This is a genomic window from Streptomyces chiangmaiensis, from assembly GCF_036281785.1.
In the GTDB taxonomy this organism is placed as follows: domain Bacteria; phylum Actinomycetota; class Actinomycetes; order Streptomycetales; family Streptomycetaceae; genus Streptomyces; species Streptomyces chiangmaiensis.
Map to the genome: position 1 here is coordinate 21,024 of NZ_JAYWVC010000044.1, position 26,043 is coordinate 47,066.

The 26,043-nt window shown below is 69.2% G+C and carries 23 protein-coding genes and 1 pseudogene; 19 read left to right on the plus strand and 5 right to left on the minus strand.

Translation table 11 applies throughout. From position 1 onward, the window contains the following. Positions 1-42: 42 nt before the first annotated feature. The 11 genes from VXC91_RS15945 to VXC91_RS15995 all read left to right on the plus strand — a co-directional run bounded on the left by VXC91_RS15945 (position 43) and on the right by VXC91_RS15995 (position 15,869). Positions 43-2,667, plus strand: coding sequence for a valine--tRNA ligase (locus VXC91_RS15945; RefSeq protein ID WP_329507923.1), 2,625 nt, complete (start codon positions 43-45; stop codon positions 2,665-2,667). Between the two features lie 244 nt (positions 2,668-2,911). Then, positions 2,912-4,420, plus strand: a complete 1,509-nt coding sequence (gene folC, locus VXC91_RS15950) for a bifunctional tetrahydrofolate synthase/dihydrofolate synthase (protein ID WP_329507924.1) — start codon at positions 2,912-2,914, stop codon at positions 4,418-4,420. Between the two features lie 6 nt (positions 4,421-4,426). Beyond that, positions 4,427-4,780 carry a DUF4233 domain-containing protein gene (locus tag VXC91_RS15955; RefSeq protein WP_329507925.1) on the plus strand — a complete coding sequence of 118 codons (354 nt, stop codon included), beginning with the start codon at positions 4,427-4,429 and terminating at the stop codon, positions 4,778-4,780. Between the two features lie 230 nt (positions 4,781-5,010). Next, a complete protein-coding gene (gene ndk, locus VXC91_RS15960) occupies positions 5,011-5,424 on the plus strand; it encodes a nucleoside-diphosphate kinase (RefSeq protein WP_329507926.1) in 414 nt (137 codons plus the stop codon). Positions 5,425-5,768: 344 nt separating this feature from the next. After that, on the plus strand, positions 5,769-6,788 hold the full coding sequence (locus VXC91_RS15965) for a rod shape-determining protein (protein WP_329507927.1): 1,020 nt from the start codon (positions 5,769-5,771) through the stop codon (positions 6,786-6,788). A 208-nt stretch (positions 6,789-6,996) separates the two neighbouring features. Next, positions 6,997-7,941, plus strand: a complete 945-nt coding sequence (mreC, locus tag VXC91_RS15970; RefSeq protein WP_329507928.1) for a rod shape-determining protein MreC — start codon at positions 6,997-6,999, stop codon at positions 7,939-7,941. Between the two features lie 12 nt (positions 7,942-7,953). Continuing rightward, positions 7,954-8,622 carry a rod shape-determining protein MreD gene (gene mreD / locus VXC91_RS15975; RefSeq protein WP_329507929.1) on the plus strand — a complete coding sequence of 223 codons (669 nt, stop codon included), beginning with the start codon at positions 7,954-7,956 and terminating at the stop codon, positions 8,620-8,622. A gap of 83 nt (positions 8,623-8,705) precedes the next feature. Further along, positions 8,706-10,958, plus strand: a complete 2,253-nt coding sequence (gene mrdA / locus VXC91_RS15980; protein WP_329507930.1) for a penicillin-binding protein 2 — start codon at positions 8,706-8,708, stop codon at positions 10,956-10,958. Beyond that, positions 10,955-12,154 carry a rod shape-determining protein RodA gene (gene rodA / locus VXC91_RS15985; RefSeq protein WP_329507931.1) on the plus strand — a complete coding sequence of 400 codons (1,200 nt, stop codon included), beginning with the start codon at positions 10,955-10,957 and terminating at the stop codon, positions 12,152-12,154. The genes mrdA and rodA overlap by 4 nt, the downstream gene beginning before the upstream one ends. A gap of 94 nt (positions 12,155-12,248) precedes the next feature. Then, positions 12,249-13,757, plus strand: a complete 1,509-nt coding sequence (locus tag VXC91_RS15990; protein ID WP_329507932.1) for a CYTH and CHAD domain-containing protein — start codon at positions 12,249-12,251, stop codon at positions 13,755-13,757. Positions 13,758-13,907: 150 nt separating this feature from the next. Beyond that, positions 13,908-15,869 (plus strand): TIGR03960 family B12-binding radical SAM protein, encoded by a 1,962-nt coding sequence (locus VXC91_RS15995; protein WP_329507933.1) that lies wholly within the window; start codon positions 13,908-13,910, stop codon positions 15,867-15,869. A 288-nt stretch (positions 15,870-16,157) separates the two neighbouring features. Here VXC91_RS15995 and VXC91_RS16000 read toward each other — a convergent pair whose 3' ends face one another. The 3 genes from VXC91_RS16000 to VXC91_RS16010 form a co-directional block, all read right to left on the minus strand. Beyond that, entirely contained in the window at positions 16,158-16,451 is a 294-nt protein-coding gene (locus VXC91_RS16000; RefSeq protein ID WP_329507934.1) for a hypothetical protein, read from the minus strand. Positions 16,452-16,920: 469 nt separating this feature from the next. Then, positions 16,921-17,349, minus strand: coding sequence for a protein-tyrosine phosphatase family protein (locus tag VXC91_RS16005; protein WP_329507935.1), 429 nt, complete (start codon positions 17,347-17,349; stop codon positions 16,921-16,923). 203 nt (positions 17,350-17,552) lie between these two features. Further along, a complete protein-coding gene (locus VXC91_RS16010; RefSeq protein ID WP_329507936.1) occupies positions 17,553-18,266 on the minus strand; it encodes a DUF899 domain-containing protein in 714 nt (237 codons plus the stop codon). Positions 18,267-18,583: 317 nt separating this feature from the next. On the opposite strand from VXC91_RS16010, the gene VXC91_RS16015 reads away from it, so the two are divergent. From VXC91_RS16015 to VXC91_RS16035, 5 genes and pseudogenes are all read left to right on the plus strand, one after another. Next, positions 18,584-20,959 carry a SpoIIE family protein phosphatase gene (locus VXC91_RS16015; RefSeq protein WP_329507937.1) on the plus strand — a complete coding sequence of 792 codons (2,376 nt, stop codon included), beginning with the start codon at positions 18,584-18,586 and terminating at the stop codon, positions 20,957-20,959. Between the two features lie 456 nt (positions 20,960-21,415). After that, positions 21,416-21,814, plus strand: a complete 399-nt coding sequence (locus tag VXC91_RS16020) for an STAS domain-containing protein (protein ID WP_329507938.1) — start codon at positions 21,416-21,418, stop codon at positions 21,812-21,814. Next, a pseudogene (locus tag VXC91_RS16025) lies at positions 21,787-22,053 on the plus strand (FxLYD domain-containing protein); the annotation flags it as partial. The gene VXC91_RS16020 and the pseudogene VXC91_RS16025, both read left to right, overlap by 28 nt. 123 nt (positions 22,054-22,176) lie before the next feature. Continuing rightward, complete coding sequence (locus VXC91_RS16030) at positions 22,177-22,329, plus strand: hypothetical protein (protein ID WP_329507946.1); 153 nt, start codon at positions 22,177-22,179, stop codon at positions 22,327-22,329. Positions 22,330-22,349: 20 nt separating this feature from the next. Next, on the plus strand, positions 22,350-22,592 hold the full coding sequence (locus VXC91_RS16035) for a GAP family protein (RefSeq protein WP_329507945.1): 243 nt from the start codon (positions 22,350-22,352) through the stop codon (positions 22,590-22,592). Positions 22,593-22,710: 118 nt separating this feature from the next. On the opposite strand, the gene VXC91_RS16040 is transcribed toward VXC91_RS16035, so the two are convergent. Then, entirely contained in the window at positions 22,711-23,295 is a 585-nt protein-coding gene (locus VXC91_RS16040; protein ID WP_329507939.1) for a TerD family protein, read from the minus strand. 233 nt (positions 23,296-23,528) lie between these two features. On the opposite strand from VXC91_RS16040, the gene VXC91_RS16045 reads away from it, so the two are divergent. Together VXC91_RS16045 and VXC91_RS16050 are read left to right on the plus strand one after the other, a co-directional pair. Next, a complete protein-coding gene (locus VXC91_RS16045; protein WP_329507940.1) occupies positions 23,529-24,638 on the plus strand; it encodes a DUF2339 domain-containing protein in 1,110 nt (369 codons plus the stop codon). Positions 24,639-24,686: 48 nt separating this feature from the next. Then, on the plus strand, positions 24,687-25,508 hold the full coding sequence (locus VXC91_RS16050) for a TIGR03936 family radical SAM-associated protein (RefSeq protein ID WP_329507941.1): 822 nt from the start codon (positions 24,687-24,689) through the stop codon (positions 25,506-25,508). On the opposite strand, the gene VXC91_RS16055 is transcribed toward VXC91_RS16050, so the two are convergent. Further along, positions 25,505-25,714 carry a hypothetical protein gene (locus VXC91_RS16055; RefSeq protein ID WP_329507942.1) on the minus strand — a complete coding sequence of 70 codons (210 nt, stop codon included), beginning with the start codon at positions 25,712-25,714 and terminating at the stop codon, positions 25,505-25,507. The two genes, VXC91_RS16050 and VXC91_RS16055, sit on opposite strands and share 4 nt — an antisense overlap. 57 nt (positions 25,715-25,771) lie before the next feature. Here VXC91_RS16055 and VXC91_RS16060 point away from each other — a divergent pair. Continuing rightward, a partial coding sequence (locus VXC91_RS16060; protein WP_329507943.1) for a hypothetical protein occupies positions 25,772-26,043 on the plus strand: 272 nt, incomplete at its 3' end.

A 26,043-nucleotide genomic window follows, 5' to 3' on the forward strand; every position in this document is an offset into this window, starting at 1 on the left:
TCGCGTTTCGGGACGGGCCCATGACACCCCTAAACTGACCCCGTGACCGAGAACGCTCATCAGCAGCCAACAGCGCCCGACACCGAACTGCCGACCCAGTACGCGCCGGCCGACGTAGAGGGGCCGCTGTACGAGCGCTGGGTGGAGCGCGGTTACTTCGAGGCCGACGCCAAGAGCGAGAAGCCTCCGTACACCATCGTCATTCCGCCGCCGAACGTCACCGGCAGCCTGCACCTGGGCCACGCCTTCCAGCACACGCTCATGGACGCCCTCACCCGCCGCAAGCGGATGCAGGGCTTCGAGTCGCTGTGGCTGCCCGGCATGGACCACGCCGGTATCGCTACCCAGAACAAGGTCGAGCAGCAGCTCGCCGAGGAAGGCAAGTCCCGCCAGGACCTCGGCCGTGAGGCGTTCGTCGAGCGCGTCTGGCAGTGGAAGGAGGAGTACGGCGGCAAGATCCTCGGCCAGATGCGCCGGCTCGGCGACGGAGTGGACTGGAACCGCGAGCGGTTCACCATGGACGAGGGCCTGTCCAAGGCTGTCCTCACCATCTTCAAGAAGCTCTACGAAGACGAGCTGATCTACCGCGCCGAGCGCATCATCAACTGGTGCCCCCGTTGTCTGACGGCCATTTCGGACATCGAGGTCGAGTACCAGGAGGACGACGGCGAGCTCGTCTCCATCAAGTACGGGCAAGGGGACGACACCGTCGTCGTCGCCACCACCCGCGCCGAGACCATGCTCGGTGACACGGCTGTCGCCGTTCACCCCGACGACGAGCGGTACTGGCATCTGGTCGGCAGGCGGATCAAGCTGCCCCTCACCGACCGCAGCATTCCCGTCGTCGCGGACCCCCACGTCGACCCCGAGTTCGGCACCGGTGCCGTCAAGGTCACCCCGGCGCACGACCCGAACGACTTCGCGATCGGCCAGCGCCACGGCCTCGAGTCGATCACGATCATGGACGAGCGGGCGATCATCACCGCCCACGGCCCCTTCCAGGGCCTCGACCGCTTCGAGGCGCGCAGCGCCATCGTCGCCGCACTGCGTTCGCAGGGCCGGATCGTCGCCGAGAAGCGCCCGTACGTCCACTCCGTCGGCCACTGCTCGCGCTGCAAGACCACCATCGAGCCGCGCCTGTCCATGCAGTGGTGGGTCAAGGTCGGCCCGCTCGCGAAGGCCGCGGGTGACGCGGTCCGCGACGGCCGGGTCAAGATCCATCCCGAGGACATGTCGAAGCGCTACTTCGACTGGGTCGACAACATGAACGACTGGTGCATCTCGCGCCAGCTGTGGTGGGGCCACCGGATCCCGATCTGGTACGGCCCCGACGGCGAGGTCGTCTGCGTCGGCCCCGACGAGGAGCCGCCGACGGGTGAGGGCTGGCACCAGGACACCGATGTCCTGGACACCTGGTTCTCCTCCGGCCTGTGGCCGTTCTCCACGCTCGGCTGGCCCGAACAGACCGAGGACCTGCGGAAGTTCTATTCGACCGACGTCCTGCTGACCGGCCACGACATCATCTTCTTCTGGGTCGCCCGGATGATGATGTTCGGTCTGTACGCGATGGACGGCGAGGTCCCCTTCACGACCATCGCCCTGACCGGCCTGGTCCGTGACGAGCGCGGCAAGAAGATGTCGAAGTCGTTCGGCAACGTGGTCGACCCGCTCGACTGGATGGACAAGTACGGCTCCGACGCGCTGCGCTTCACGCTCGCTCGTGGCGCCAACCCCGGCACGGACGTCCCGATCGGTGAGGACTGGGTCCAGGCGTCCCGGAACTTCGCCAACAAGATCTGGAACGCGACGCGCTTCGCGCTCATGAACGGCGCCACGGTCGAAGGGCCGCTGCCGGAGGCGTCGAAGCTGTCCGCGACCGACCGCTGGATCCTCTCCCGCCTGAACGAGACGGTCGCGCAGGTCGACGCGTACTACGAGGACTTCCAGTTCGCCAAGCTCAGCGAGGGCCTCTACCACTTCGCATGGGACGAGGTCTTCGACTGGTACGTCGAGCTGTCCAAGACGACGTTCCAGGCCGGTGGCGAGGCGGCCGAGATCGGCAAGCGTGTCCTGGGCGAGGTCCTGGACGTGACCCTGCGGCTGCTCCACCCGATCGTCCCGTTCGTCACCGAGACGCTGTGGACCACCCTCACGGGCGGTGAGTCCGTCGTCATCGCGGACTGGCCGCGCGACAGCGGCTTCCGCGATGCGGCCGCCGAGAGGGAGATCGCGACCCTCCAGTCGGTCATCACCGAGGTCCGGCGTTTCCGCGCCGACCAGGGCCTGCAGCCCGGCCAGCGCGTCCCTGCCAGGCTGACGCTGGACGGCACGGCGCTCGCGGTGCACGAGGCGGCCATCCGCCAGCTGCTGCGTCTGCAGCCCGAGGGCGAGGGATTCACGGCGACGGCGACCCTGCCGGTCGCGGGCGCCACGGTGGCCCTGGACCTGTCCGGCACGATCGACGTGGCGGCTGAGCGCAAGCGTCTGGCGAAGGACCTCGCCGCGGCCGAGAAGGAGAAGTCCCAGGCCACGGCGAAGCTCGGCAACGAGGCGTTCCTGGCGAAGGCGCCGGACCACGTCGTGGAGAAGATCCGCACACGGCTCGCCAAGGCCGACGAGGACATCGCGCGGATCCAGGCCCAGCTGGAGCGCCTGCCGCAGGAGTAGGGGCCCGGCGCGGTGACGCGAGCAGGCCGCGCACAGTTCACGCGGAACGCCCGGCCGGGATCTCCCGGCCGGGCGTTCCGCGCGTGCGGCTGCCGAGCGCGGCGGTGGCGCAGGGATTCACCGCCGCGACGAGCGGGGCGTGCCCGCACGCGCCCGCAGGGGTCTCTTCCCGGGCTCCCGGCGTTACTGTGCGGCACGGCTGCCCGCGGCCGCGCCTGTCACCCGTGCTCCGTAGACTGGCATCGTGAGTGACCTGCCTCCGCTTGACCCCAATGAGAGCGATCCCTTCGAAGACATCGTCGTGGCCGAGACCGACCGCGATCCGGATCTCGCGGTGATCGAGGCCGGCAGCCGCACCCTGCGCACGCAGGGGGCCCCGCCGCAGGCAGACGTGCCCGGCCGCCCCGCCGACCCCGAGGTCGACAGGGCGCTGCGGGCGGTCGAGGCAGAACTGGCCACGCGCTGGGGGGAGACCAAGCTGGAGCCGTCCGTCAGCCGCATCTCGGCGCTGATGGACGTGCTGGGGGAGCCGCAGCGGTCGTATCCGTCCATCCACATCACGGGGACCAACGGCAAGACGTCCACCGCGCGCATGATCGAGGCTCTGCTCGGCGCCTTCGAGCTGCGCACGGGCCGGTACACGAGCCCGCATGTCCAGTCGGTGACCGAGCGCATCAGCCTCGACGGTGCCCCCGTCTCCGCCGAGCGCTTCATCGAGACCTACGACGACATCAAGCCGTACGTCGAGATGGTCGACGGACAGCAGGAGTACCGTCTCTCCTTCTTCGAGGTCCTCACCGGCATGGCGTACGCGGCCTTCGCGGACGCCCCCGTCGACGTCGCGGTCGTCGAGGTCGGCATGGGCGGCAGCTGGGACGCGACGAACCTGATCGACGGGGACGTCGCCGTCATCACCCCCATCGACCTGGACCACACCGACCGGCTCGGCGGCACGCCCGGCGATATCGCCCAGGAGAAGGCCGGCATCATCAAGCGGGGCGCCACTGTCATCATGGCCCAGCAGCCGGTCGACGCGGCCCAGGTGCTGCTGAAGAAGGCCGTGGAGGTGGACGCGACCGTCGCCCGCGAGGGCCTGGAGTTCGGTGTCGTCTCGCGGCAGGTGGCGGTCGGCGGCCAGCTCCTCACCCTGCGCGGCCTCGGCGGCGAGTACGGCGAGATGTACCTGCCGCTGCACGGCGCCTACCAGGCCCACAACGCCGCCGTTGCGCTCGCCGCGGTCGAGGCGTTCTTCGGGGTGGGCTCCCAGCGGCCCGGGCCGCTGGACGCGGACACGGTCCGCAAGGCATTCGCGTCGGTGTCGTCCCCGGGCCGTCTCGAGGTCGTACGGCGCTCCCCGACCGTGGTTCTGGACGCCGCTCACAACCCGGCGGGCGCCCGCGCCACCGCCGACGCCGTGAGTGAGGCCTTCGACTTCAGCCGCCTGATCGGCGTCGTCGGTGTGAGCGGCGACAAGAACGTCCGGAGTCTTCTGGAGGCCTTCGAGCCGATCTTCACCGAGGTCGTGATCACTCAGAACTCCAGTCACCGTGCGATGGACGCCGACGAACTGGCCGCCGTCGCGGTGGAGGTCTTCGGCGAGGAACGCGTCCAGGTCGAGCCCCGGCTGCCCGACGCTCTGGAGGCCGCGATCACGCTCGCCGAGGAGGAGGGGGAGTACGCCGGCGCAGGCGTCCTCGTCACCGGTTCCGTCATCACCGTCGGCGAGGCCCGACTGCTTCTGGGGAAGGGCTGATCCGTCATGCGTACGCTCTGTGCTTCGACTCTGATCGGCGAGTTCTTCGTCATCGGCTTTGCCGGTCTGGTCGCGATGAAGGACCCGGATCTGTCCACCGGCACGGTCTGGACGGTCAGCGGCGTCGCCATGGCGCTGAGCATCCTGCTCTGCGGCCTGATCACCCGCCCCGGCGGCGTCCAGCTGGGCTGGGCCCTGCAGATCGCGCTGATCGCCGCCGGGTTCGTGGTCCCCTCGATGTTCTTCCTGGGCGCCGTCTTCGCGGCGCTGTGGTGGGCGTCGGTCCACTACGGGAGGAAGATCGACGAGGCGAAGGCCCGCTTTGCGGCGGCCGAGAGCGACGAAAGCAGTCCGGCCTAGCGCGGTGCCCGGGACCGTCGCAGCGCCGCGCCCCGCCCCCTGTACGACGGTGCCGCAGCCCTTCGGCCGTCGTCCCGGGTCGGGGTCGCGTGCGTCCGGTCGCGCAGTCGCCCACACCTGCACGGGACGCGGTCCCGGGACGGTAACCGCGCAACCTGACGCTGAGTGACAACCACCCGGCTGCGCCCTGTAGCCTCATCCTCCCGCACCACCGATTAAGGAGCTCTTTCGTGACCGCGCGCACCCTCGTCCTCCTCAAGCCCGACGCCGTCCGTCGTGGGCTGATCGGCGAGATCATCAGCCGTATCGAGCGCAAGGCAGGCTGGACCATCAGTGCGCTGGAGCTGCGCACGCTGGACCAGGACACGCTCGAGCAGCACTACGGCGAGCACCAGGGCAAGCCCTTCTACGAGCCGCTGGTGGAGTTCATGGCCTCCGGCCCGGTCGTCGCGCTCGTCGTCGAGGGCGAGCGGGTCATCGAGGGCCTGCGGGCGCTCGCGGGACCCACCGACCCGATCGCCGCCGCGCCCGGTTCCATCCGCGGCGACTACGGTGTCATCGTTCGCGAGAATCTGATCCACGCCTCCGACTCCGAGGAGTCCGCCGAGCGCGAGCTGAAGATCTTCTTCCCCGGGCGCTTCTGAGCGTCCGGCCGATGAACTTCTGAACGCGTCTTGTGAACAATTCCTGAGGGTTTGTCACGTCACCCGGATGCCGTAACGGGGGTGGCTGAAAATTCCGGCCTCGTAAAACCCGGCCGTCCCGCGGCATATGCGTGTCGTTCGGGGGAACGGCAACCCCTGAACGTCCGTCTCCACAAGCGAGGCGACGCGTCATCTGCTGACAATGGCGAAGACCCTCGCGCAATGTTTCGTGCGGGCGAGACTACGATGTAAGCCTTCACGTCACAGCACCCACTTCGCCGCCCCAACAAAAGCCATCAAACGCTCAACTTGGGAAGGCCAGACGAATCCTCATGGGGAACTCAATGTCGTTCATCGGCCGTGACATGGCTGTCGACCTCGGGACCGCCAACACGCTGGTGTACGTCAGGGGTCGCGGGATCGTACTCAACGAGCCGTCCGTCGTCGCGATCAACACCAACACCGGTGGAATCCTGGCGGTCGGTGCGGAGGCGAAGAAGATGATCGGCCGGACCCCGGGCAACATCGTCGCGGTGCGCCCTCTGAAGGACGGTGTGATCGCCGACTTCGAGATCACCGAACGGATGCTCCGTTACTTCATCCTGAAGATCCATAAGCGGCGGTATCTGGCTCGTCCGCGGGTCGTCGTCTGTGTGCCGTCGGGCATCACGGGCGTCGAGCGTCGTGCTGTCATCGAGGCGTCCTCCCAGGCCGGTGCACGCCAGGTGCACATCATCGAGGAGCCCATGGCCGCCGCCATCGGTTCCGGCCTGCCGGTCCACGAGGCCACGGGCAACATGGTGGTGGACATCGGCGGTGGCACCACAGAGGTCGCGGTCATCTCGCTCGGTGGCATCGTCACCGCCCAGTCCATCCGCGTCGCGGGTGACGAACTGGACAACGCGATCATCCAGCACATCAAGAAGGAGTACTCGCTCCTCCTTGGTGAGCGGACGGCGGAGCAGATCAAGATCACGATCGGTTCGGCGTACGAGCTGGACTCCGACGAGCACACCGAGATCCGCGGCCGGGACCTGGTCTCCGGATTGCCCAAGACCGTGGTCATCTCGGCGGCCGAGGTCCGCAAGGCCATCGAGGAACCGGTCAACGCCATCGTGGACGCGGTCAAGACGACCCTCGACAAGTGCCCGCCGGAACTGTCCGGCGACGTCATGGACCGGGGGATCGTCCTCACCGGTGGCGGCGCCCTGCTGCGCGGCCTCGACGAGCGGCTGCGCCGGGAGACCGGCATGCCGATCCACATCGCCGAGGACCCGCTGGACAGCGTGGCGCTCGGCTCCGGCAAGTGCGTCGAGGAGTTCGAGGCGCTCCAGCAGGTACTGGACGCCCAGCCCCGCAGATGACGCAACGGGTCGGTTCCGCCGTACGAGACGATCTTCCTCTCGTGCGGCGGATCGCTGATATAGAGGCTTAAACTCCCCTATACCACCTCTGGGTTCTGCCCGCCGGGTTGTGCCTGCCAGGTATTGCTCGTCGGGTTCGTCCACCGGGCACCGCGCACCCGGGGGGCCCGCCCGACACATTCCGACGAGGAAGGCACGGCCGCCGCACGTGAGGGACACACGAGAGAGCCGGCTGCTCCTGGTGCTGCTGATCGCCATCGCGTTCGCTCTGATCACGGTGGACATCCGCGGCGGCCAGGACTCACCGGTCGAAGGTGCCCGTCAGGCCGCTGCCACGGTCTTCGGCCCGATCGAGAACGGTGTGTCGACCGCCGTCGACCCCGTGGGCAACGCGATCGAGGCCGTACGCGACTCCGGCAGCCGGCACGACCGCATCGCCCAACTGGAGCGTTCGAACGCCGCCTTGAAGGCGAAGCTGGGCAGCGACGACCGCGACCGCAGCCGCCTCAAGCAGCTCGACAACATGCTCCGGGTGGCGGGCGAGGGACAGTACGGCATCAAGGGCGCCGAGGTCATCGCGATAGGAGCGGCCCAGGGCTTCTCCTGGACCGTCACCATCGACGTGGGCGCCGCCGACGGCATCAAGCGCGACATGACCGTCCTCAACGGCGACGGGCTGGTGGGGCGCGTCACCACCGTCGGCCCGAACACCTCGACCGTGCTGCTGGCGAACGACCCCGATTTCACGGTCGGCACCCGAATGGAAGGGAGCGACGAACTCGGCTTCGCCTCCGGGCAGGGCGACCGTCCGCTGCGGGTCCAGTTGCTCAACGGCAAGGCCGGCGTGAAGAAGGGCGACCGGCTGGTCACCTTCGGGTCGCAGGCCGACAGGCCGTTCGTGCCCGGCGTCCCGGTCGGCGTGGTCTCCCGGGTCGACCCCTCCGGCGGCGACCTGACCCGCACCATCTACGTCACGCCGTTCGCGTCCTTCACCAAGCTCGACGTCGTCGGTGTCGTCGTCCAGGCGCCCAAGAAGGATCCGCGCGACACCGTTCTGCCCCCGAAGCCCCAGCCGACGCCCACGCCGACCGTGACCGTCACCGTCACGCCCTCGGCCTCCAACGAATACCAAGACCAGCAGCAGACGCCCTAGGAGCTGAACCAGATGCGCTTCAACCGGATGCTGCTCGCCACCACCCTGGTGGTCGTCGCCCTGGTGATCCAGGTGAGTGTGCTCGCCCGCCTCCATCTCCCCGGCGCCGTACCGGACCTGGTGCTCCTGACCGTCGTCGGTCTCGCGCTGGTCTACGGTCACGTCGGCGGCTGTCTCGTCGGTTTCGGCGCGGGCCTGCTGTCCGACCTCGCCCCGCCCGCCGACCACGCCGCCGGACGCTACGCCCTCGTGCTGTGCGTCATCGGCTATCTCGCCGGACTCGCCCGGCCCGAGAGCGGCCGTCTGAAGTCCGCCACCGGCCCGATGGCCGTGGTGGTCGCCGCCGCGGTCGGCTCGACCCTGCTCTACGCGAGCGTCGGCGCCCTCGTCGGCGACACCGCCGCCCGCCATGTGGGCCTGGGCAGCCTGCTGTTCACCGCAGCCCTGTACGACCTGCTGCTGGCGCCCTTCGTGGTCCCGGGGGTCATGGCCCTGGCCCGCCGTGCCGAGAACGACCCGCTCGCCGATTCCAACTCCACCAAGGCGGCCGCCGTCTCCACCGGCTGGCTCTCCTCCGGTACCGGACTGCGTATCGGCAGCCAGCGCGGCGGACTGCGGGTCAAGGCAGCCAAGGCCCGGGTGGCCCGTGCGGGCCGCATCAAGGGGGTCAAGAAGCTGTGAGAACCCGCAAGCCGGCCGCCTGGTCACACAGGTTGGTCGGGTACTCGTATGACGCGCATGTGCACTGAGAGGGGGCCGCAGCAGTGACCAATATCCCCGAGACCGGCCGGACCCCCCGCGTCCAGATCCGTCTCGTCGTCATCCAGATCCTTGTCCTCTCGCTCCTCGGCACCCTCGGCGGCCGTCTGTGGTTCCTGCAGATCCGCAACGGCTCCGAGTACGCCAAGGAGGCCTCCGGCAACCACGTCCAGCAGGTCGTCCAGCCCGCCGTCCGCGGCGAGATCCTGGACGCGCGTGGTGTCCCGATCGCCGACAACGAGACCCGGCTCGTGGTGTCCGCCTCGCGCACCGACCTGCTGAAGATGAAGGACGACGGCAAGGGGGTCCTCACCAAGCTGGCGGGCGTCCTCGGCATGAAGCCGCAGGACGTCATGGACAAGGTCCGCCTGTGCGACGCCGAGACGCCCCAGCCCTGCTGGAACGGCTCGCCCTACCAGCCGATCCCCATCACCGACGAAGCGACGCCCCGTCAGGCCCTGCAGCTCCGCGAGCGCTCCGAGGACTTCCCCGGCATCACCGCCGAGCCCGAGGCCCTGCGCCGTTACCCGAGCCCCGGCGACGCCAACACCGCCCAGGTCCTCGGCTACCTCTCGCCGGTCACCGACGACGAGATCCAGCAGGCCAAGGACACCGACTCGCCGTATCTGCGTTCGGACCAGGTGGGCCGCTCCGGACTTGAACGTCAGTACGACAAGGCGCTGCGCGGAAAGGCCGGCGTCACCCGCTACGAGGTGGACAACCTCGGTCGTGTCATCGGCAAGGCCAAGAGCGATCCCGCAGAGCCCGGTTCCAACCTGATCACCAGCATCGACGCCCGGGTGCAGCGGGTCGCCGAGTACGAGCTGGACAACGCGATGAAGATCGCCCGCACCCAGTTCGACGACATCACCGGCGAGAACTACAAGGCCGACTCCGGTGCCGTCGTCGTGATGGAGGCCAAGACCGGCCGCATCGTCGCCATGGCGTCCGCCCCGACGTACGACCCGAACGTCTGGGTCGGCGGCATCTCCGCCAAGGACTACCAGCAGCTCACCGGCAAGGACTCCGACTACCCGCTGCTCAACCGTGCCATCCAGGGGCAGTCGGCACCCGGCTCGACCTTCAAGGTCGTCTCCACGGCCGCCGCCATCGAGGCCGGCTACGCCTTCGACGGCAACTACCCGTGCGTGAGCTCGTACTCGGTCGGCGGCCAGGTCTTCAAGAACTTCGAGGGCGAGAGCTTCGGCCCGATCTCGCTCGGCCGTGCCCTGGAGGTTTCCTGCGACACCGTCTTCTACTACCTCGCCGACAACGAGTGGAAGAAGGACGGCGGCATCAACCCCAAGAAGGGCCGGCCCAAGGACTACTTCTACAAGGCCGCCCACCAGTTCGGCCTCGGCAAGCCCACCGGCATCGACCTGCCCAACGAGGTCTCCGGCCGCGTCCCGGACCGCGAGTGGAAGCAGAAGTACTGGGAGGCCAACAAGGACGCCTGGTGCAGGACCGGCAAGAAAGACGGCGACTACGTCGAGAAGATCGCGTACGAGAACTGCCTCGAGGGCAACAAGATGCGCGAGGGTGACTCGATCAACTTCTCCATCGGCCAGGGCGACACGCTTCTGACGCCGATCCAGGAAGCGGTCATCTACTCGGCGATCTCCAACGGCGGCACCATGTGGAACCCGACCATCGGCAAGGCGATCGTCAGCCCCGACGGCAGGCACGTCACCGAGATCAAGCCCAAGTCGCACGGCAGGCTGCCGATCGACCAGAAGACGCGGGACGTCATGGAGCAGGCCCTCGCGGGCGTGGTCACCCGCGGTACCGCGGCCTGGAAGTTCGGCGGCTGGCCGCAGGACAAGATCCCGCTGCACGCCAAGACCGGTACCGCGGAGGTCTACGGCAAGCAGACGACGTCGTGGCTGGCCACCTTCTCCAAGGACTACGCGGTCATCATGACCATCTCCCAGGCCGGTACGGGTTCCGGAGCCTCCGGTGAGGCCGTGCGCCACATCTACGACGCCCTGTACGGCGTGCAGAAGGACGGCTCGATCGACAAGAACAAGGCCCTGCTGTACACCCCGCAGAAGGACCTGCCCAAGATCCAGCCGGACGGGTCGATCGTGGCCCCGAAGATCGAGAAGTACGACCCGAACGCGGACCGGGCCGATGGCGAGGACCAGCAGGGGATGCCCACCGACAACCCCTCGGCCGTCGTCCCCACGCCGTCCACAGGCAACCGCGACACCCGTAGGCGCACGGCCCGCCCGAAGAAGAGGCGGAGGATCCTGACGTGACCGGAGCGAACAACTTCTCCGTCTCCGGATACGGCCCCGAGCGGTCCGCCTGGACGCGGATCTTCGCCCGCGACGGCCTGGCCCGCCGCCTGGACTGGCCGATACTGCTGTCCGCTCTGGCCCTGTCCCTGATCGGTACGGCCCTCGTCTACTCGGCGACCCGCAACCGCACCGAGATCAATCAGGGCGACCCGTACTACTTCCTGATCCGGCACTTGATGAACACCGGCATCGGGTTGGCACTGATGGTCGGCATCATCTGGCTGGGCCACCGCACCCTGCGCATGGCCGTGCCCATCCTGTACGGCATCTCGGTGCTGCTGATCCTGCTGGTGCTCACCCCGCTCGGCGCGACGGTCAACGGGGCGCACGCGTGGATCGTGTTCGGCGGCGGCTTCTCCCTCCAGCCCTCCGAATTCGTCAAGATCACAATCATTCTGGGCATGGCGATGCTGCTCGCCGCCCGGGTCGACGCGGGCGACAAGCCCTACCCCGACCATTGGACCGTGGCTCAGGCCCTGGGTCTTGCGGCCGTCCCGATGCTGATCGTCATGCTGATGCCCGACCTGGGTTCGGTCATGGTCATGGTGATCATCGTGCTCGGTGTGCTGCTCGCCTCCGGCGCCTCCAATCGCTGGGTGTTCGGCCTGCTCGGTGCGGGCGCGCTGGGCGCGGTCGCCATATGGCAGCTGCACATCCTGGACGAGTACCAGATCAACCGCTTCGCCGCCTTCGCCAACCCCGACCTGGACCCCGCGGGCGTCGGCTACAACACCAACCAGGCGCGCATCGCGATCGGTTCCGGCGGACTGACCGGCGCCGGACTCTTCCACGGCTCGCAGACGACGGGTCAGTTCGTCCCCGAACAGCAGACCGACTTCGTCTTCACGGTCGCGGGGGAGGAGCTGGGCTTCCTCGGCGCGGGACTGATCATCGTGCTGCTCGGCATCGTTCTGTGGCGGGCCTGCCGGATCGCCCGGGAGACGACCGAGCTCTACGGCACGATCGTCGCCGCCGGCATCATCGCCTGGTTCGCCTTCCAGGCCTTCGAGAACATCGGCATGACCCTCGGCATCATGCCGGTCGCCGGCCTTCCGCTGCCGTTCGTCTCGTACGGCGGCTCGTCGATGTTCGCCGTCTGGATGGCGGTGGGCCTGCTGCAGTCGATCCGGGTGCAGCGGCCGCTGTCGGCGTAGGGCGCGGCCGCGGCCGGGCCGGGGCGGGTGACGGGTTCCGGACGAAGTCCGATCGACCCTGCCTTCCCGGCCCGATTGGCACTAGATTCGGTGCATGGCGGACACGAAGCGCGAAATCGAGCGAAAGTACGAGGCCGCGGCCGGGGACGACCTGCCCGACCTGACCGGCGTCGCCGGCGTCTCGGCCGTCGTCGACAAGGGCCTCGCCCAGCTCGACGCCACCTACTACGACACGGCCGACCAGAGGCTCGCGGGCGCCTCCCTGACCCTGCGCCGCCGCACCGGCGGCGCAGACGCCGGCTGGCACCTCAAACTGCCGGTCTCCGAGGGCGTGCGCGACGAGGTCCACGCCCCGCTCTCCGACACCGTCCCCGGGTATCTGTCGAGCCTCGCCCGCTCCCGCGTCCGCGACGCCGAACTCGTCCCGCTCGTCCGCCTGCGCTCCGCCCGCGACATCCGCCATCTCGTCGACGCCGAAGGCATCCTGCTCGCCGAAGTCAGCCTGGACCGGGTCCGCGCCGAGCGGCTCAGCGGCGGCACGGGCACCGTCGAGTGGACCGAGATCGAGGTCGAACTGGCCGACGACGGCGACCCCGCCTTCCTCGACAAGGTCGACAAGACACTCCGCAAGGCCGGCGTGAGCCGCTCCTCCTCCCCGTCCAAGCTGGCCAGGGCCCTGGAAGAGACCGGCAGCGCGGCCGAGCAGGCCACGGCCGGGGAAGAGGAGTCGCCGGTCACCGCGGGCGACCACGTCCTCGCCTACGTCCGCGCCCAGCGGGACGCGATCGTCGAACTGGACCCCGCGGTACGCCGGGACGTCTTCGACTCCGTGCACTCCATGCGGGTGGCCACCCGCCGACTGCGCAGCACATTCCGTTCGTTCTCCAAGGTCTTGGACCGAGGCGTCACCGATCCGATCGCCGACGATCTCAAATGGCTGGCCGGCGAGCTGGGCATCGACCGCGACCGGGAAGTCCTCACCGAGCACCTGATGACCGCCCTGTCCGAACTGCCGCGGTCCCTGGTCTCCGGCCCGGTCCAGGGACGCCTGAAGACCTGGTCGAACGAACGGCGCGGCGGCTCCCGCAACCGGCTGATCACCGTCCTGGACGGCGACCGCTACCTGACGCTGCTGAACGCCCTGGACGCCGTGGTTACCGCCCCGCCCCTGCTGAAGGCGGCCGCCAAGGACCCGGCCGAGGTGATCGCCAAGGCCGTACGGAAGGACTTCGGCAAGGTCGCCGACCTGGTCGGACAGGCACTGGACCTGCCACCTGGGCACGATCGCGACGTGGCGATGCACGAGGCCCGCAAGAAGGCCAAGCGCACCCGGTACGCTGCGGAAGCCGCCGCGCCCGCCCTGGGCAAGTCCGCCGAGTCCCTGGTCAAGTCGATGAAGTCGCTGCAGACCCTGCTCGGCGACCACCAGGACAGCCTGATGGCCCGGGACGCACTGCGGGAGCTGTCGGCCACGGCGTACGCGGCGAAGGAGAACTCCTTCACCTACGGCGTCCTGTACGGGCGCGAGGAACAGCGCGCGGCGGCCGCGGAGGCCGAGCTGCCGGAGCTGTGGCGGTCGGTGCAGGGGACGGCGCGGGTCTGAGCGGGCGCGGGGAGGCCGGCTGCCGGTGCCGGGCCCGCGCGCCGTCCCCCGGGGTCGCCCGCAAACGCTCGGGCGTCCGAGGAGGGGCCGAGGCCGCGTTAGGCTTGATGGTCATCCCCGTCAGTACCTCCAGCTCACGAAAGTCGCGAGATGTCTGCCGAATCGGTCTTCCCGCAGCTCGAAGCTCTGCTCCCGCATGTGCAGAAGCCGATCCAGTACGTCGGCGGAGAGCTCAACTCCACGATCAAGCCGTGGGACGCCTGTGACGTCCGCTGGGCCCTCATGTACCCCGACGCCTACGAGGTCGGCCTGCCCAACCAGGGCGTCATGATCCTCTACGAGGTCCTGAACGAGCAGGAGGGCGTCCTCGCCGAGCGCACCTACAGCGTGTGGCCGGACCTGGAGGCCCTGATGCGGGAGCATGGCGTCCCGCAGTTCACGGTGGACAGCCACCGCCCTGTGAAGGCCTTCGACGTCCTGGGCCTGAGCTTCTCCACCGAGCTGGGCTACACGAACATGCTGACGGCCCTGGACCTGGCCGGCATCCCCCTGGAATCCAAGGACCGCACGCTCGACGACCCCATCGTGATGGCGGGTGGCCACGCGGCTTTCAATCCCGAGCCGATCGCCGACTTCATCGACTGCGCGGTGATCGGCGACGGCGAGCAGGCGGTACTCGAGGCCACCGGGATCATCCGCGCCTGGAAGGCGGAGGGCCGCCCGGGCGGCCGCGAGGAACTCCTCTTCCGCCTGGCGAAGACGGGCGGGGTGTACGTCCCGGCGTTCTATGACGTGGAGTACCTCCAGGACGGCCGTATCGCCCGCGTCGTCCCGAACAAGTCGGGCGTCCCTTGGCGCGTGTCCAAGCACACGGTGATGGACCTGGACGAGTGGCCCTACCCGAAGCAGCCCCTGGTCCCCCTGGCGGAGACGGTCCACGAGCGCATGTCGGTCGAGATCTTCCGTGGCTGCACACGTGGCTGCCGCTTCTGCCAGGCGGGCATGATCACCCGCCCGGTCCGGGAGCGCTCGATCACCGGCATCGGCGAGATGGTCGACAAGGGCCTGAAGGCGACCGGATTCGAGGAAGTGGGACTGCTGTCCCTGTCTTCGGCCGACCACAGCGAGATCGGTGACATCGCCAAGGGCCTGGCCGACCGCTACGAGGACGACAAGATCGGCCTCTCGCTCCCGTCGACCCGGGTGGACGCCTTCAACATCGACTTGGCGAACGAGCTGACGAGGAACGGCCGCAGGTCCGGTCTGACGTTCGCCCCGGAGGGCGGCTCGGAGCGCATCCGCAAGATCATCAACAAGATGGTCTCGGAAGAGGACCTGATCCGCACCGTCGCCACCGCCTACGGCAACGGCTGGCGCCAGGTGAAGCTGTACTTCATGTGCGGCCTGCCGACGGAGACGGATGACGACGTCCTCCAGATCGCCGACATGGCCATGCATGTGATCCAGAAGGGCCGCGAGGTCTCCGGCTCGAACGACATCCGCTGCACGGTCTCGATCGGCGGCTTCGTCCCCAAGCCGCACACGCCGTTCCAATGGGCCCCGCAACTGTCGGCGGAGGAAACCGACGCGCGCCTCGAAAAGCTCCGCGACAAGATCCGCGGCGACAAGAAGTACGGCCGCTCGATCGGCTTCCGCTACCACGACGGCAAGCCCGGCATCGTCGAGGGTCTCCTCTCCCGCGGCGACCGCCGCATCGGGGCGGTGATCCGCGCGGTGTACGACGACGGCGGCCGCTTCGACGGCTGGCGCGAGCACTTCTCGTACGACCGTTGGATGAGTTGCGCGGACAAGGCCCTGGCGGACTTCGGCGTGGACGTCGACTGGTACACCACCCGCGAGCGCGGCTACGAGGAGGTCCTCCCGTGGGACCATCTCGACTCGGGCCTCGACAAGGACTGGCTCTGGGAGGACTGGCAGGACGCCCTCGACGAGACGGAGGTCGAGGACTGCCGCTGGACGCCGTGCTTCGACTGCGGGGTGTGCCCGCAGATGGATACGGCCATACAAATCGGCCCGACCGGCAAGAAGTTGCTGCCGCTGACGGTCAAGAACGCAGGTGAGGTACCCGCTTCGAGTGGTCATGCGCACTGAGGTGAGCGAGGCGCTCGATCGGGTGGTGGAGGCCCTGGCGGGGGGCGAGTGAGGAGGAGGTGGCGGCTGCGCCGGCTGCTGTCGGCGTTTCTGGACGTCGTCCGGCGGCCCCGAAGCGGAGCCTCCGTACGCCCCTGCCGGAGCCGGCAGGCTGCTCGCGCGTCCGTTCAGAGGTGAGGTGGGTCTGAGCTCGCTGCGGTGTCGGGCGTCGATCTGCACTGGCCGGACACCAGGAGATCGACTCGACGACCCGGTATCCCGGCAGCGCGCGGATCCGGCCGCGATTGGTCACTTTCCGTCGACGTGGGGCTGGATCTCCAGCGTGAAGACCGCGTCCTCGGGGCCGGTGCCTTCTTCGCCCGCCCACACGATCACGCGCACGTGCTGCTCGCTGACGCCGTTCACCTTCCACTCGGTCACAAGGTCGGTGGCGACGAGGGCGGCGACGTATTTGGCGTCCTCGTTCCGGGACTCGGTGGTGACCCTTCCCCGCCACCGGTGGGAGGGGCCGCCGTGGGGGCGCCAGCCGTGCGAGCCGTGTGGCTCCTCCACTCGGTACGCCCACACCCTCTCGGTGCCCATGGCACCGATCCTGTCACCAATTAGCCCTCACGCGCCGGATGGGATCGATGCCCGTCGAGCGGGGCAGTGCGACGGGGCAGTCCTGTCCGGACCCCATCGAGGCCGACGACGGGGACTTCCTCGTGATCGGGAAGCTCGCCCGGCTCAGCTTCCGCGACAGTCCTTCCCTCCAAGGCAATGCCAGCTTCGGCGTCTCATCGTCGGCACGGCGTCGCAGGGCGCGGCTGAGCGGTGTGGTTAGCAGCGGCAGAGCCTCGGGCCCAAGGGCAACGAGAGGCAACTGGCCTCGACCGGGAGAAAGACCTGCTCACGGGCGACTGATGAGTGGGTCGCGGTGCGACTCCCTCCTCGGCCGGGCCCCGGAGGCGTACCAGGCTTCTCACTTCTCCGGGGCCGCCGAGGCTGGTGCTGTGACCGAGAAGGTTCGCCGGGTTGATGCGGCGGCTGGTATCCGTTGCTGACGAGGCGGCTACTCGAAGTGGGAGACGAAGCGGCGTTGCCAGGGTGTCTCCACGGCGCGTGACGCGTAATGCTCGCGCACGTAGGCGACCGCCTGGTGGCTGGGCACCCCATCCAGCACGGCGATACAGGCCAGGGCCGTGCCGGTGCGTCCGTGCCCACCGGCACAGGCGATCTCGACACGCTCGTGTTCGGCGCGCATCCATGCCTCGCGCAACGCGTCAGCGGTAGCCGTGCGGTTGGACGGCAGCCAGAAGTCCGGCCAGCGAAGCCAGCGAGCCTCCCAGGCGACGGAGGGCGGCTCCTGACCCAGTAGATAGAGCGCAAAGGTGGGCAACGGCCCTGCCGGAAGAGGTCGGCTGAGTCCTCGACCGCGAACGAGCCGACCCGAGGGAAGGCGCAGTACGCCGGCGCCTGCGGGCTCCCAGGCTGTGACCACGAAACAAGCCTAGCCAGTGCCGTGACCGGAAGTGATCATTTGGCGTCCCTCGACCGCGGCTGAGTTGCGGCGCTCCAGGAGCCGATCGGTTCCTGGCCGTGTCCCGGTTACGCCCCTCAGGCGAACGGATTGATTGACGTCGGAGACGCGGGGCGACGGTCACCACGTCGCGCACCTTCGGCAGCAGCACCGAGTCCACCCGCTCATCGGCCGTGATCGGCCGAGCCGTCGCCAGAGCCCGAGCCATAGAGTGCGGCGATGTCCTTGGGCGTCGCCCACCGGCTGTAGGTAGGCGACCGAGGCCAGCCCTCGGGCGAGTCCTGCCACTCCTCCTGCCGTCCGTACGGCAGGACATCGATCAGCGCGAAGGTGTGACTGAGCTGCTCGGTGCCCCGACCGTCGGTGTGCCAGGTGCGATAGACGGTGTCGCCGTCACGCAGGAACACGTTGACCGCGAATCCCCCGTCGGGCGGTGCGCCGACGTCGGCCCCGAACGAGCTGTTGGCCGTCGAGTACCACGTCATCCGGTTGCCGACCCGCTGCTTGTAGACGAGTGCTTCCTTGATCGGGCCCTGGGTGACGATGACGAATCGCGCATCGTAGTTGTCCAGGAATTCCAGGCGGGTGTACTGGGAGGTGAACTCCGTGCAGCCCGGGCACTGCCATTCCTTGCCGGCGAACCACATGTGGTTGTAGACGATCAGTTGCCTCTTACCTTCGAAGACGTCCGCCAGCCGCACGAGGCCGTCCTCGCCCTCGAGGGTGCAGTCGGGCATCTCGACCATCGGCAGGCGACGACGCTCCGCGGCGATGGCGTCAAGCTCACGCGTCGCGGCCTTTTCCCGGGCCCGCAGTGCCTCGAGCCTGCGCTCCCAGGTTGCGGCGTCGACGACAGGTGGTAGTGCGTGAGTGGTCATGGTTCCCTCACAGAGCTCGTGCGCAGCTTTCGCTTGTGCAGAGGCGGACTCCGCCGGGCTCCGGAACTCATCGGTCGCCGGCCGACGAGGCGGCAGGATCACGTGAACTGAGGTGGCGGGGTCTTCGATCACAGCCACGTCCAGCACGGTCCCAGCTCCCCAGCCGACAAAGAAATTTGTCATTGAGATGTGAGTTGTCGGTGGGGGGTTGCCGAAAAGAGCTCGTCCGGTACCAGGCGGCACGGGGTGCCGACCGAGGCCGCCTTGGTCAGACTTGGAAATGCGTTCCTGGGCCAGCGGGAGAACGGTCGGCGATCATGACTGGTTCGACAGGCAGCGGCCACCGCGCGGCGGGCACCTCACCCGGCGAGGCGGGCAGGGCGTCGTTCGTGGTCGACGACGAGGGCATCCTCGTGACGTGGAGCCCGGCGGCCGAATGCCTGTTGGGCTACCCCGCGCACCAGATCCTCGGCCGACCGGTGAAAGACCTGATGGTCGTGGACGCCACGGCGGATCGGGGGACTGCCGACGTCGTGCTCCGGCACCGGGACGGGCGCCATGTCGACTGCCGGGTGCGCGTGAAGGCCGAGCACGATGCCGAGACGGCGCTGCGCTGGAAGGTCGAGCTGGTGGCCGGTAGGGAAGAGGAGTCCGCCGCCGTCGACCGAGCGATTGTGAAGGCGTTGTTCAGCCGTTCCCCGCTCGGGCTGTTCGTCCTGGATCCTCATCTGCGCTTGATGCGGTACAACGCCGCGGCAGAAGGCATGCAAGGCGTCCGAGTGACCGAAGGGATCGGGCTTCGGCCCACCGAGGCGTGGCCCGACTTCAGTGCCGAGATGGCCGAGCGGGTGATGACCGAGGTGCTGCAGACCGGGCAACCGGTTCTTTCCTTCGAGAAGCGCGGGCGTCCGCCCGGTGACCCTGATCATGAGCACGTCTATTCGGCGTCGGCGTTCCGGCTGGAGGACGACGACGGCCGCGTACTCGGAGTGGTCGACGTGGTGGTCGACGTCACCGATCGGCACCGTGCCCGGCAGCGCCTCGCTCTGGTGGCCGAGGCCGGTTCCCGGATCGGGACCACCCTGGACGTTTTGCACACCGCGGGTGAACTGACCGAGGTGGTGGTACCCGGGCTGGCCGACAGCGCGGCGGTGGATCTTCTTGAGCCGGTGCTGGCCGGAGAGGAGGTGCCGGAGGGGCCGTGCCAGGCCGACTGGGACCTGCGGCGCGCTGCCTCGCGATCGATCCGTACCGACACCACCCCTGGCGTGTACGGGGTCGGTGAGGTCAGCAGCTGTCCCGCCGCCGCGCCCGCCGCCCAGGTCCTCGCCGACCACAGACCGCGACTGGTGCCCGTGGTCGACGAGGACAGTGTGTGGGTGCGCGGCGACGTGGTCCGTGGCCGGCGGATGCACGAGGAGCGGGTGAAGTCGCTGATGGTCGTCCCCCTGCTGGTCCGAGACCGTGCGCTGGGAATCGTCGCCCTGCACCGGTGGACCGACCGCGGCGCGTTCCAGGACGACGACCTCACCCTGGCCCAGGATCTCGCCGCCCGTGCCGCCGTGGCCCTGGACAACGCGCGCCGCTATGTGCGGGAACGCAACGTCGTGCTCTCGCTGCAGCGCGGCCTGTTGCCCCAGAACCTGCCGGCTGCCGAAGCGGTACAGGTGGCACACCACTGGGTGCACTCCGGTGCGGGCGGCGACTGGACCGATGTCATCGCCCTTCCCGGAGCTCGCGTGGCCCTCGTGGCGGGCAGTACTCCCGGTCGCGGTGTACGGACCGCTGCCACCATGGGGCGGCTGCGCACCGCCGTGCACACCCTGGCCGCCCTCGATCTGGCAGCCGACGAGGTCATGGCCCGCCTGGAGGACCTGGTCCGGCGGATGGACGCCGAGACCGCCGACCCGACGACCCACAGCCCCGTCGGCGCCACCTGCCTCTACCTGGTCTACGACCCCGTCACCTGCCAGGGCACGGCAGCCGCGGCCGGTCCCGGAGGGCTGGCGGTGGTGGACGCGGACGGCACGGTGTCCTTCCCGGACATCACAGCCGGTCCGCCCCTTGGCCGACCCGGGCCGCCGTTCGCCAAGACCACCTTGAGGCTGCCCGATGGAAGCCGGCTGGTGCTGTTCACCCCGGGGCTGCTGCAGGCCTTCACCGGCGACGCCGGGCACCGCGAGCTCGCGTGCCTGCTGTCCGAGGCTCACCGGTCCCCGCAGGACCTCTGCCTGAGGCTCACGGAGGCGCTGGTTCCGCCCGATCCGCCGAACGACGCGGCGGTCCTGGTCGCCCGCACTCAGTCCCTCGACCGGGGCCGCATCGCCACGTGGGTGTTGCCGTCCGACCCGGCGGCCGTCGCCACCGCCCGCTCCCTGACCATCCGCCAATTGAGCATCTGGGCCATGGACGACGAGATGTTCTCCACCGAGCTCATCGTCAGCGAGCTGGTCACCAACGCCATCCGGTACGCCCAGCCGCCCGTGCAGTTGCGCCTGATCCGCGATCGTACGCTGAGCGTCGAGGTCTCCGACGGCAGCAGCGCCGCCCCGCACCTGCGGCACGCCCGCACGACCGACGAAGGCGGCCGTGGTCTGCTGCTGGTCTCGCAGTTCGCGCAGCGCTGGGGAACCCGTTACGAAGACCGGGGCAAGACGATCTGGGCCGAGGAGCCGCTCACGTCGGCGGCCTGACCGGACGCGTCGAAGGCGGCGGTCCGGATGAGGGCTGCCGTGGACCGGTTGCCGGGGCCACCGCTCCTGAGGATCTCCGCCCCGTGACGAAGAGGGAGTCGTCGCAGGCGAGGCGACGCCCTGTCTCTGCACCGTGCACCTGGCGGGCTCCTGCGTCGTTCACTCAGCGGTGGAGCGGGTTCGACCTTGGCCTTCACCCGCCTGGCGGGCCAGGGCATCGGCCAGAGCTCTGGCGGCGGGCGAGCGTCCCTCGGGTACGGCCAGGGAGATGCCTGTACTCCCATGGCCTCCCCTCTCCGGACGGCCGCGGATTGCGGTCCCGCTTGCGGCCTGGGCGCGAGGGACTTGTAGTGGAATCAACGACAGAGGTGCAGACGGTCAGACGGCGTGGGCATGTGCACGCCAATCTGCAAACGGGGACTTCGTGCCGTCCGCAAGACGTGAAGAGGGATGGCAATGCGAACGAACATCATCCGCAGCGAGCGCATGGTCATCAGCTTCGACGTGGTGAACGGCTGGACCGTTCTCGAGGTCGATGGCGAGATAGACGTCCACACCTCGCCCAGGATCCGTGAGGCAGTGATCAAGCTGCTCGATGAGGGGCACCGCCACCTCGTCCTGGACCTGTGCTTCGTGCCGTTCCTGGACTCCGTGGGTCTGGGGGCGGTCGTGGCGAGCACCAAGCGCGTGCGTGAACAGGGGGGCTCGCTCCGTATCACGTGCCCCTCCGGCAGGTCGCGCAAGGTCTTCGAGATCAGCGGCCTCCACGATGCCTACGAGTTCTACGACTCACCGGAGGACGCGACGCTCTACGCTCCCTCGGTCGACGGGCTCGTGCACTGGCCGGAGGATTGAGCGTGCTGCCGATGCGGGCCGCGCTCGCCGTCCTGGTCACCATCACCAACAACACGGATCAGAAGGCGTCCTACGCCGTCCAGATCGACTTCGAGGACGCGGAGGGGCGTGTGGTCGAGACGCGATACGTCGGCGCACAGGATCTCGCCCCCGGCCACAAGGAGCAGCCGATCGCGTTCAGCCGCCAACCCGCCGAGCCGAAGCTGACTCCTCGCCTCACCAAGGCCCAGCGCTACTGAACCAGCGGGCGGCGGCTCGCAAGGTTCCCTGATCCTCGACCGGGCTCGTGGTCACGTCCGAAGCCCTCTCCTCGCCCGGGAGGGGGCTTCGGCGCTGTCCGATCCGCCTCGGGCCGCGGTCGCATGCCGTGGGGCCCCGAGTCGGCGGATGCGGGTGCGCCATGGCTGCAGGCGCGCCTGCCCACGTGGATGACCGCCCTCGACCGCTTCACACCGCTCAAGGTCCTCGGTCTGGGGCTGCTGTTGTCGGCGGTCAACGCCAAGAACGCTCCCTGACTCTCGCCGCGGGCGCCTCGATCAGCTCCGCCGCCATCGCCGTGCCGGAGCAGATCGGAGCGCTCGTCGTCTTCGTCCTCATCGCATCGCTCGGCGTCCTGGCACCGCTGGCCGTCTACCAGCGCATGGGGGAGCGGGCCGAGAGCATCCTCGGTACCTGGCGGGACTGGGCAGCACAGCACAACGCCGCCGTCATGGCCGTCCTCTTCTTCGTCCTCGGACTCAAACTGCTCGGCGACGGCATCGGCATCCTGGCCTCCTGAACGCGGCCCCGGGAGGCGCGGGGAGCAGATCCGAAGTGCGTCGGGGCGGTACACACCCGCGGCCCGGGCCGATGCGGGCGCCGGACCGCGGGGATCTCGTCCTACCCGCCGACGAGGACTACTTGCTGACGGCGAAACGCATCAGGGCGTGCTCGTCGCCCTGCTTGATCTTCCCCGTCACATTGATCACCTCGAGCTTCCAACCGTCCCCGGCACGCACGGCTTTGGCCACGGCGCAGCCGTTGTCCTGGGTGAGCAGACTCGGCCAGATGTCGGCGACCTGCTGGGAACTGCCCCCGGTCGCGTCGTAGACCTTGAAGCTGATGTTGCGCGCCTTCTGGAAGGAACTGCCCTTCTTGAAGGCCGCGGCGACGAACACGATCGACGTGATCTGGGACGGAATGCGGGAGAACTCGACCGTCACGGTCTCGTCGTCACCGTCCCCGCGCCCGGTCTGGTTGTCGCCGCTGTGCACCAAGGAGCCGTTGCCCATGGGGTCGAGGGAGTCGAGGCCCGCCAGGCGCACCGGGTCCTGGCCCTGCATGGCGACGGCGATGAGGTCGAGGTCGGTGCCGGACTTGCGGCGGAGCACGCCCATCACCCCGCCGCTGGCACCGGCGGTGGGATCCCAGGACACTCCGATGGAGAGGTGGGTCACTCCGTTCAGATCAGCGGGGCCGTCTTCCTTCGTGAGCGTAATCATGCGTGGATCATCCTCTTGGTGACGGGGCTGCTACAGGCCAAGTCTGCCTGGAACCTCCGGTGTTCCACAGGTCCGGTCCACCGGTTGACGATCCTGCGTTCGGAATCGGTTCCCCGCGTAGGCAGTTGCTGCCGCCGACGGTCCGACCACGGTGGACACCCGGCGGATTCCGGACGAGCGACGCGGCACTCCGTGACCGCATCCGTCCGGGCGGTCGAGGCGTCTACACCGGTATGGACCTGGAGAAGCCCCCGCCGCAGCAGCCCGCCGAGGGCTGCCTCACCGTCGCGATCCGTGTGCCCGTGCGGATCGTTGTGCTCTTGCTGGTCGTACCGGTGCGCATGCTGTGGGACGCACTGGTCGTCGGCGGACGGCTCCTGCGCGACACCGTGCTGCGGCCGGTGGGCCGTGCCCTGCTACGGGTGGCGTGGGCGGTGTTCGTGTGGCCCTGGGTGACGCTGTGGCGGTACGTCCTCGTGCCGCTCGGCAGGGGTATCGCCCGGCTGGTCCGTGCGCTGATCGTCGCACCCGCCCTGTGGTTGCACCGCTACCTCCTCACGCCGCTCGGGCACGGTGCCGCCTGGGTGCTGCGTGGGATCGGCGCCGGGTTCGCGTGGGTGTACGGGCGCGTGCTGACGCCGGTGGGCCGTGCCCTCGCGTGGCTGCTCAAGGGCGTCGGGCACGCCCTCGCCGCCGTCGGAGCCGGTGTGTACGCGGCGGTGGCCTGGCTCGCACGGTATCTGGTCGTCGTACCGGCCGGGTGGTTCTACCGGTATGTGTTGACGCCCCTGGGGCGCGGCATCGCCTGGCTCGCGGACGGTGTCGCGCGGCTCGTCCGTGTGATCTTCAACGGTGTCGGAATCGCCCTGTACTGGGTGCTGCGCGTCCTGTTCGTGCTGCCCGGGCTCGCCCTCCGGCGCTGGGTCCTCACCCCGGTCGGTCGCGTCCTCGCGGTCGTGGGCCGCGAGATCGGCGCCGCGATCGGCCACGCCTGGCGCGTCGCCGGACATCTCTCGCTCGCCGTCGGCCGATTCCTCGGCACCCTCTTCCGGTGGTTCTTCGTGGAACCGGTGCACTGGGTGTACCGGACGGTGCTGACCCCGGTCGGACACGTCCTGCGCGACACGGTTCTGCGCCCGGCCGCCGAGGCCGCCCGCAGCGTGGGCCGGGAGACGCGGCAGGCGCTGGCAGCCGCGCGCGCATCCGCACGGCAGGCCCGCGCCGACCTCCGGCGCATGCTCTTCGGGGACGCGAGGGAGCCGCAGGCCGTCTCCCGGCGGGAACCCATGGCCCGTGAGACACGTACTCTTGGTAGCAGTACGACCGCTCTCACGAAGGACTGAACGACACTGGGCAAGCGACAGCCCGAAGGCCCGCCGCCCGCACCCGCGGTGCAGCGCATTCGACTGCGCTACACCAAGCGCGGCCGCCTCCGGTTCACCAGCCACCGTGACTTCCAGCGCGCCTTCGAGCGTGCGCTGCGCCGTGCCGAGGTGCCGATGGCGTACTCGGCGGGGTTCACGCCGCATCCGAAGGTGTCGTACGCCAATGCCGCACCCACCGGCACGGGCAGTGAGGCGGAGTACGTGGAAATCGCGCTCACCGAGGCGCGCGACCCGGACAAGCTGCGCGAACTTCTCGACGAGTCGTTGCCCACCGGGCTCGACATCGTCGACGCGGTCGAGGTTCGGACGTCGGGTCTCGCCGACCGGCTGACGGCTTCCGTGTGGGAGCTGCGGCTGGACGGAGTGGACCCGGCGGACGCCCGGCGCGCGGTCGAGGCCTTCAACACGGCCGAGACCGTCGAGGTGCAGCGCATGACCAAGAACGGCATCCGCACCTTCGACGCCCGTTCCGCCGTCGCGAGCCTTCAGAGCACCGACACGCGCCGTAGGCAGCCCGACTCGAGCATCGGCTCGACCGGAGCGGCTTCCGCCGCGCACCATAATGGGCCGACCGACCAGCCCTGTGCGATACTGCGGCTGGTTGTTCGGCACGTGACGCCTGCCGTACGACCCGACGACGTCCTGTCCGGTCTCCGCGCCGTGGCCGACCTGGCGCCGCCGGTCCCCGCAGCGGTGACCAGGCTGGCGCAGGGGCTGTTCGATGAAGAGACCGGCACGGTGACCGACCCGCTCGCGCCCGACCGCGAGGCAGCAGCGACCGAGCCGATCACGGCCGCCGCGACTGCCGCCGCGACGGCGCCGGACTAGGGAAGGTTCCGCGTAGGGACGGACGTCGTAGCGCCGCCCTCGTACTCGGGAGCCACCTGGGTCGGGCAGCGCACCGACCAGAAGACTTTCGCCAGGCCGTGCGCGACATGGCGTACGGAACCGGCGAGACAGGACACAGAGAGCTCCCGTGCGGCGCCCGCGCCCAGGACGGCGGCACCGCGCATCGCGCGAGCCGCGGACGTCACCGGCACCCATGCCGGGCCAGGCGCGGCGCCCGGGAGCCTGACGGGAGATACGCCCGCATGCTCGAACCGATCGAACCCACCGAGGGTTCCGAGAACAACACGCCCAGCGACACTCTGCCGCCGCGTCGCCGCCGCCGTGCCGCGTCGCGTCCGGCAGGACCGCCGGTGGTCGCGGCCGACGCCGCCACCACCGAGGCCGTGACCGTGACGGCGCCGGCCATACCGTCCGCCGAGGAGATCACAGTGCCCGCTGAGGCCTCAGTGACCGTGGAGGCCTCTGAGGCGGAAGAGATCGAAGAGACCGAAGTGGTGGCCCAGGCTTCCGATGA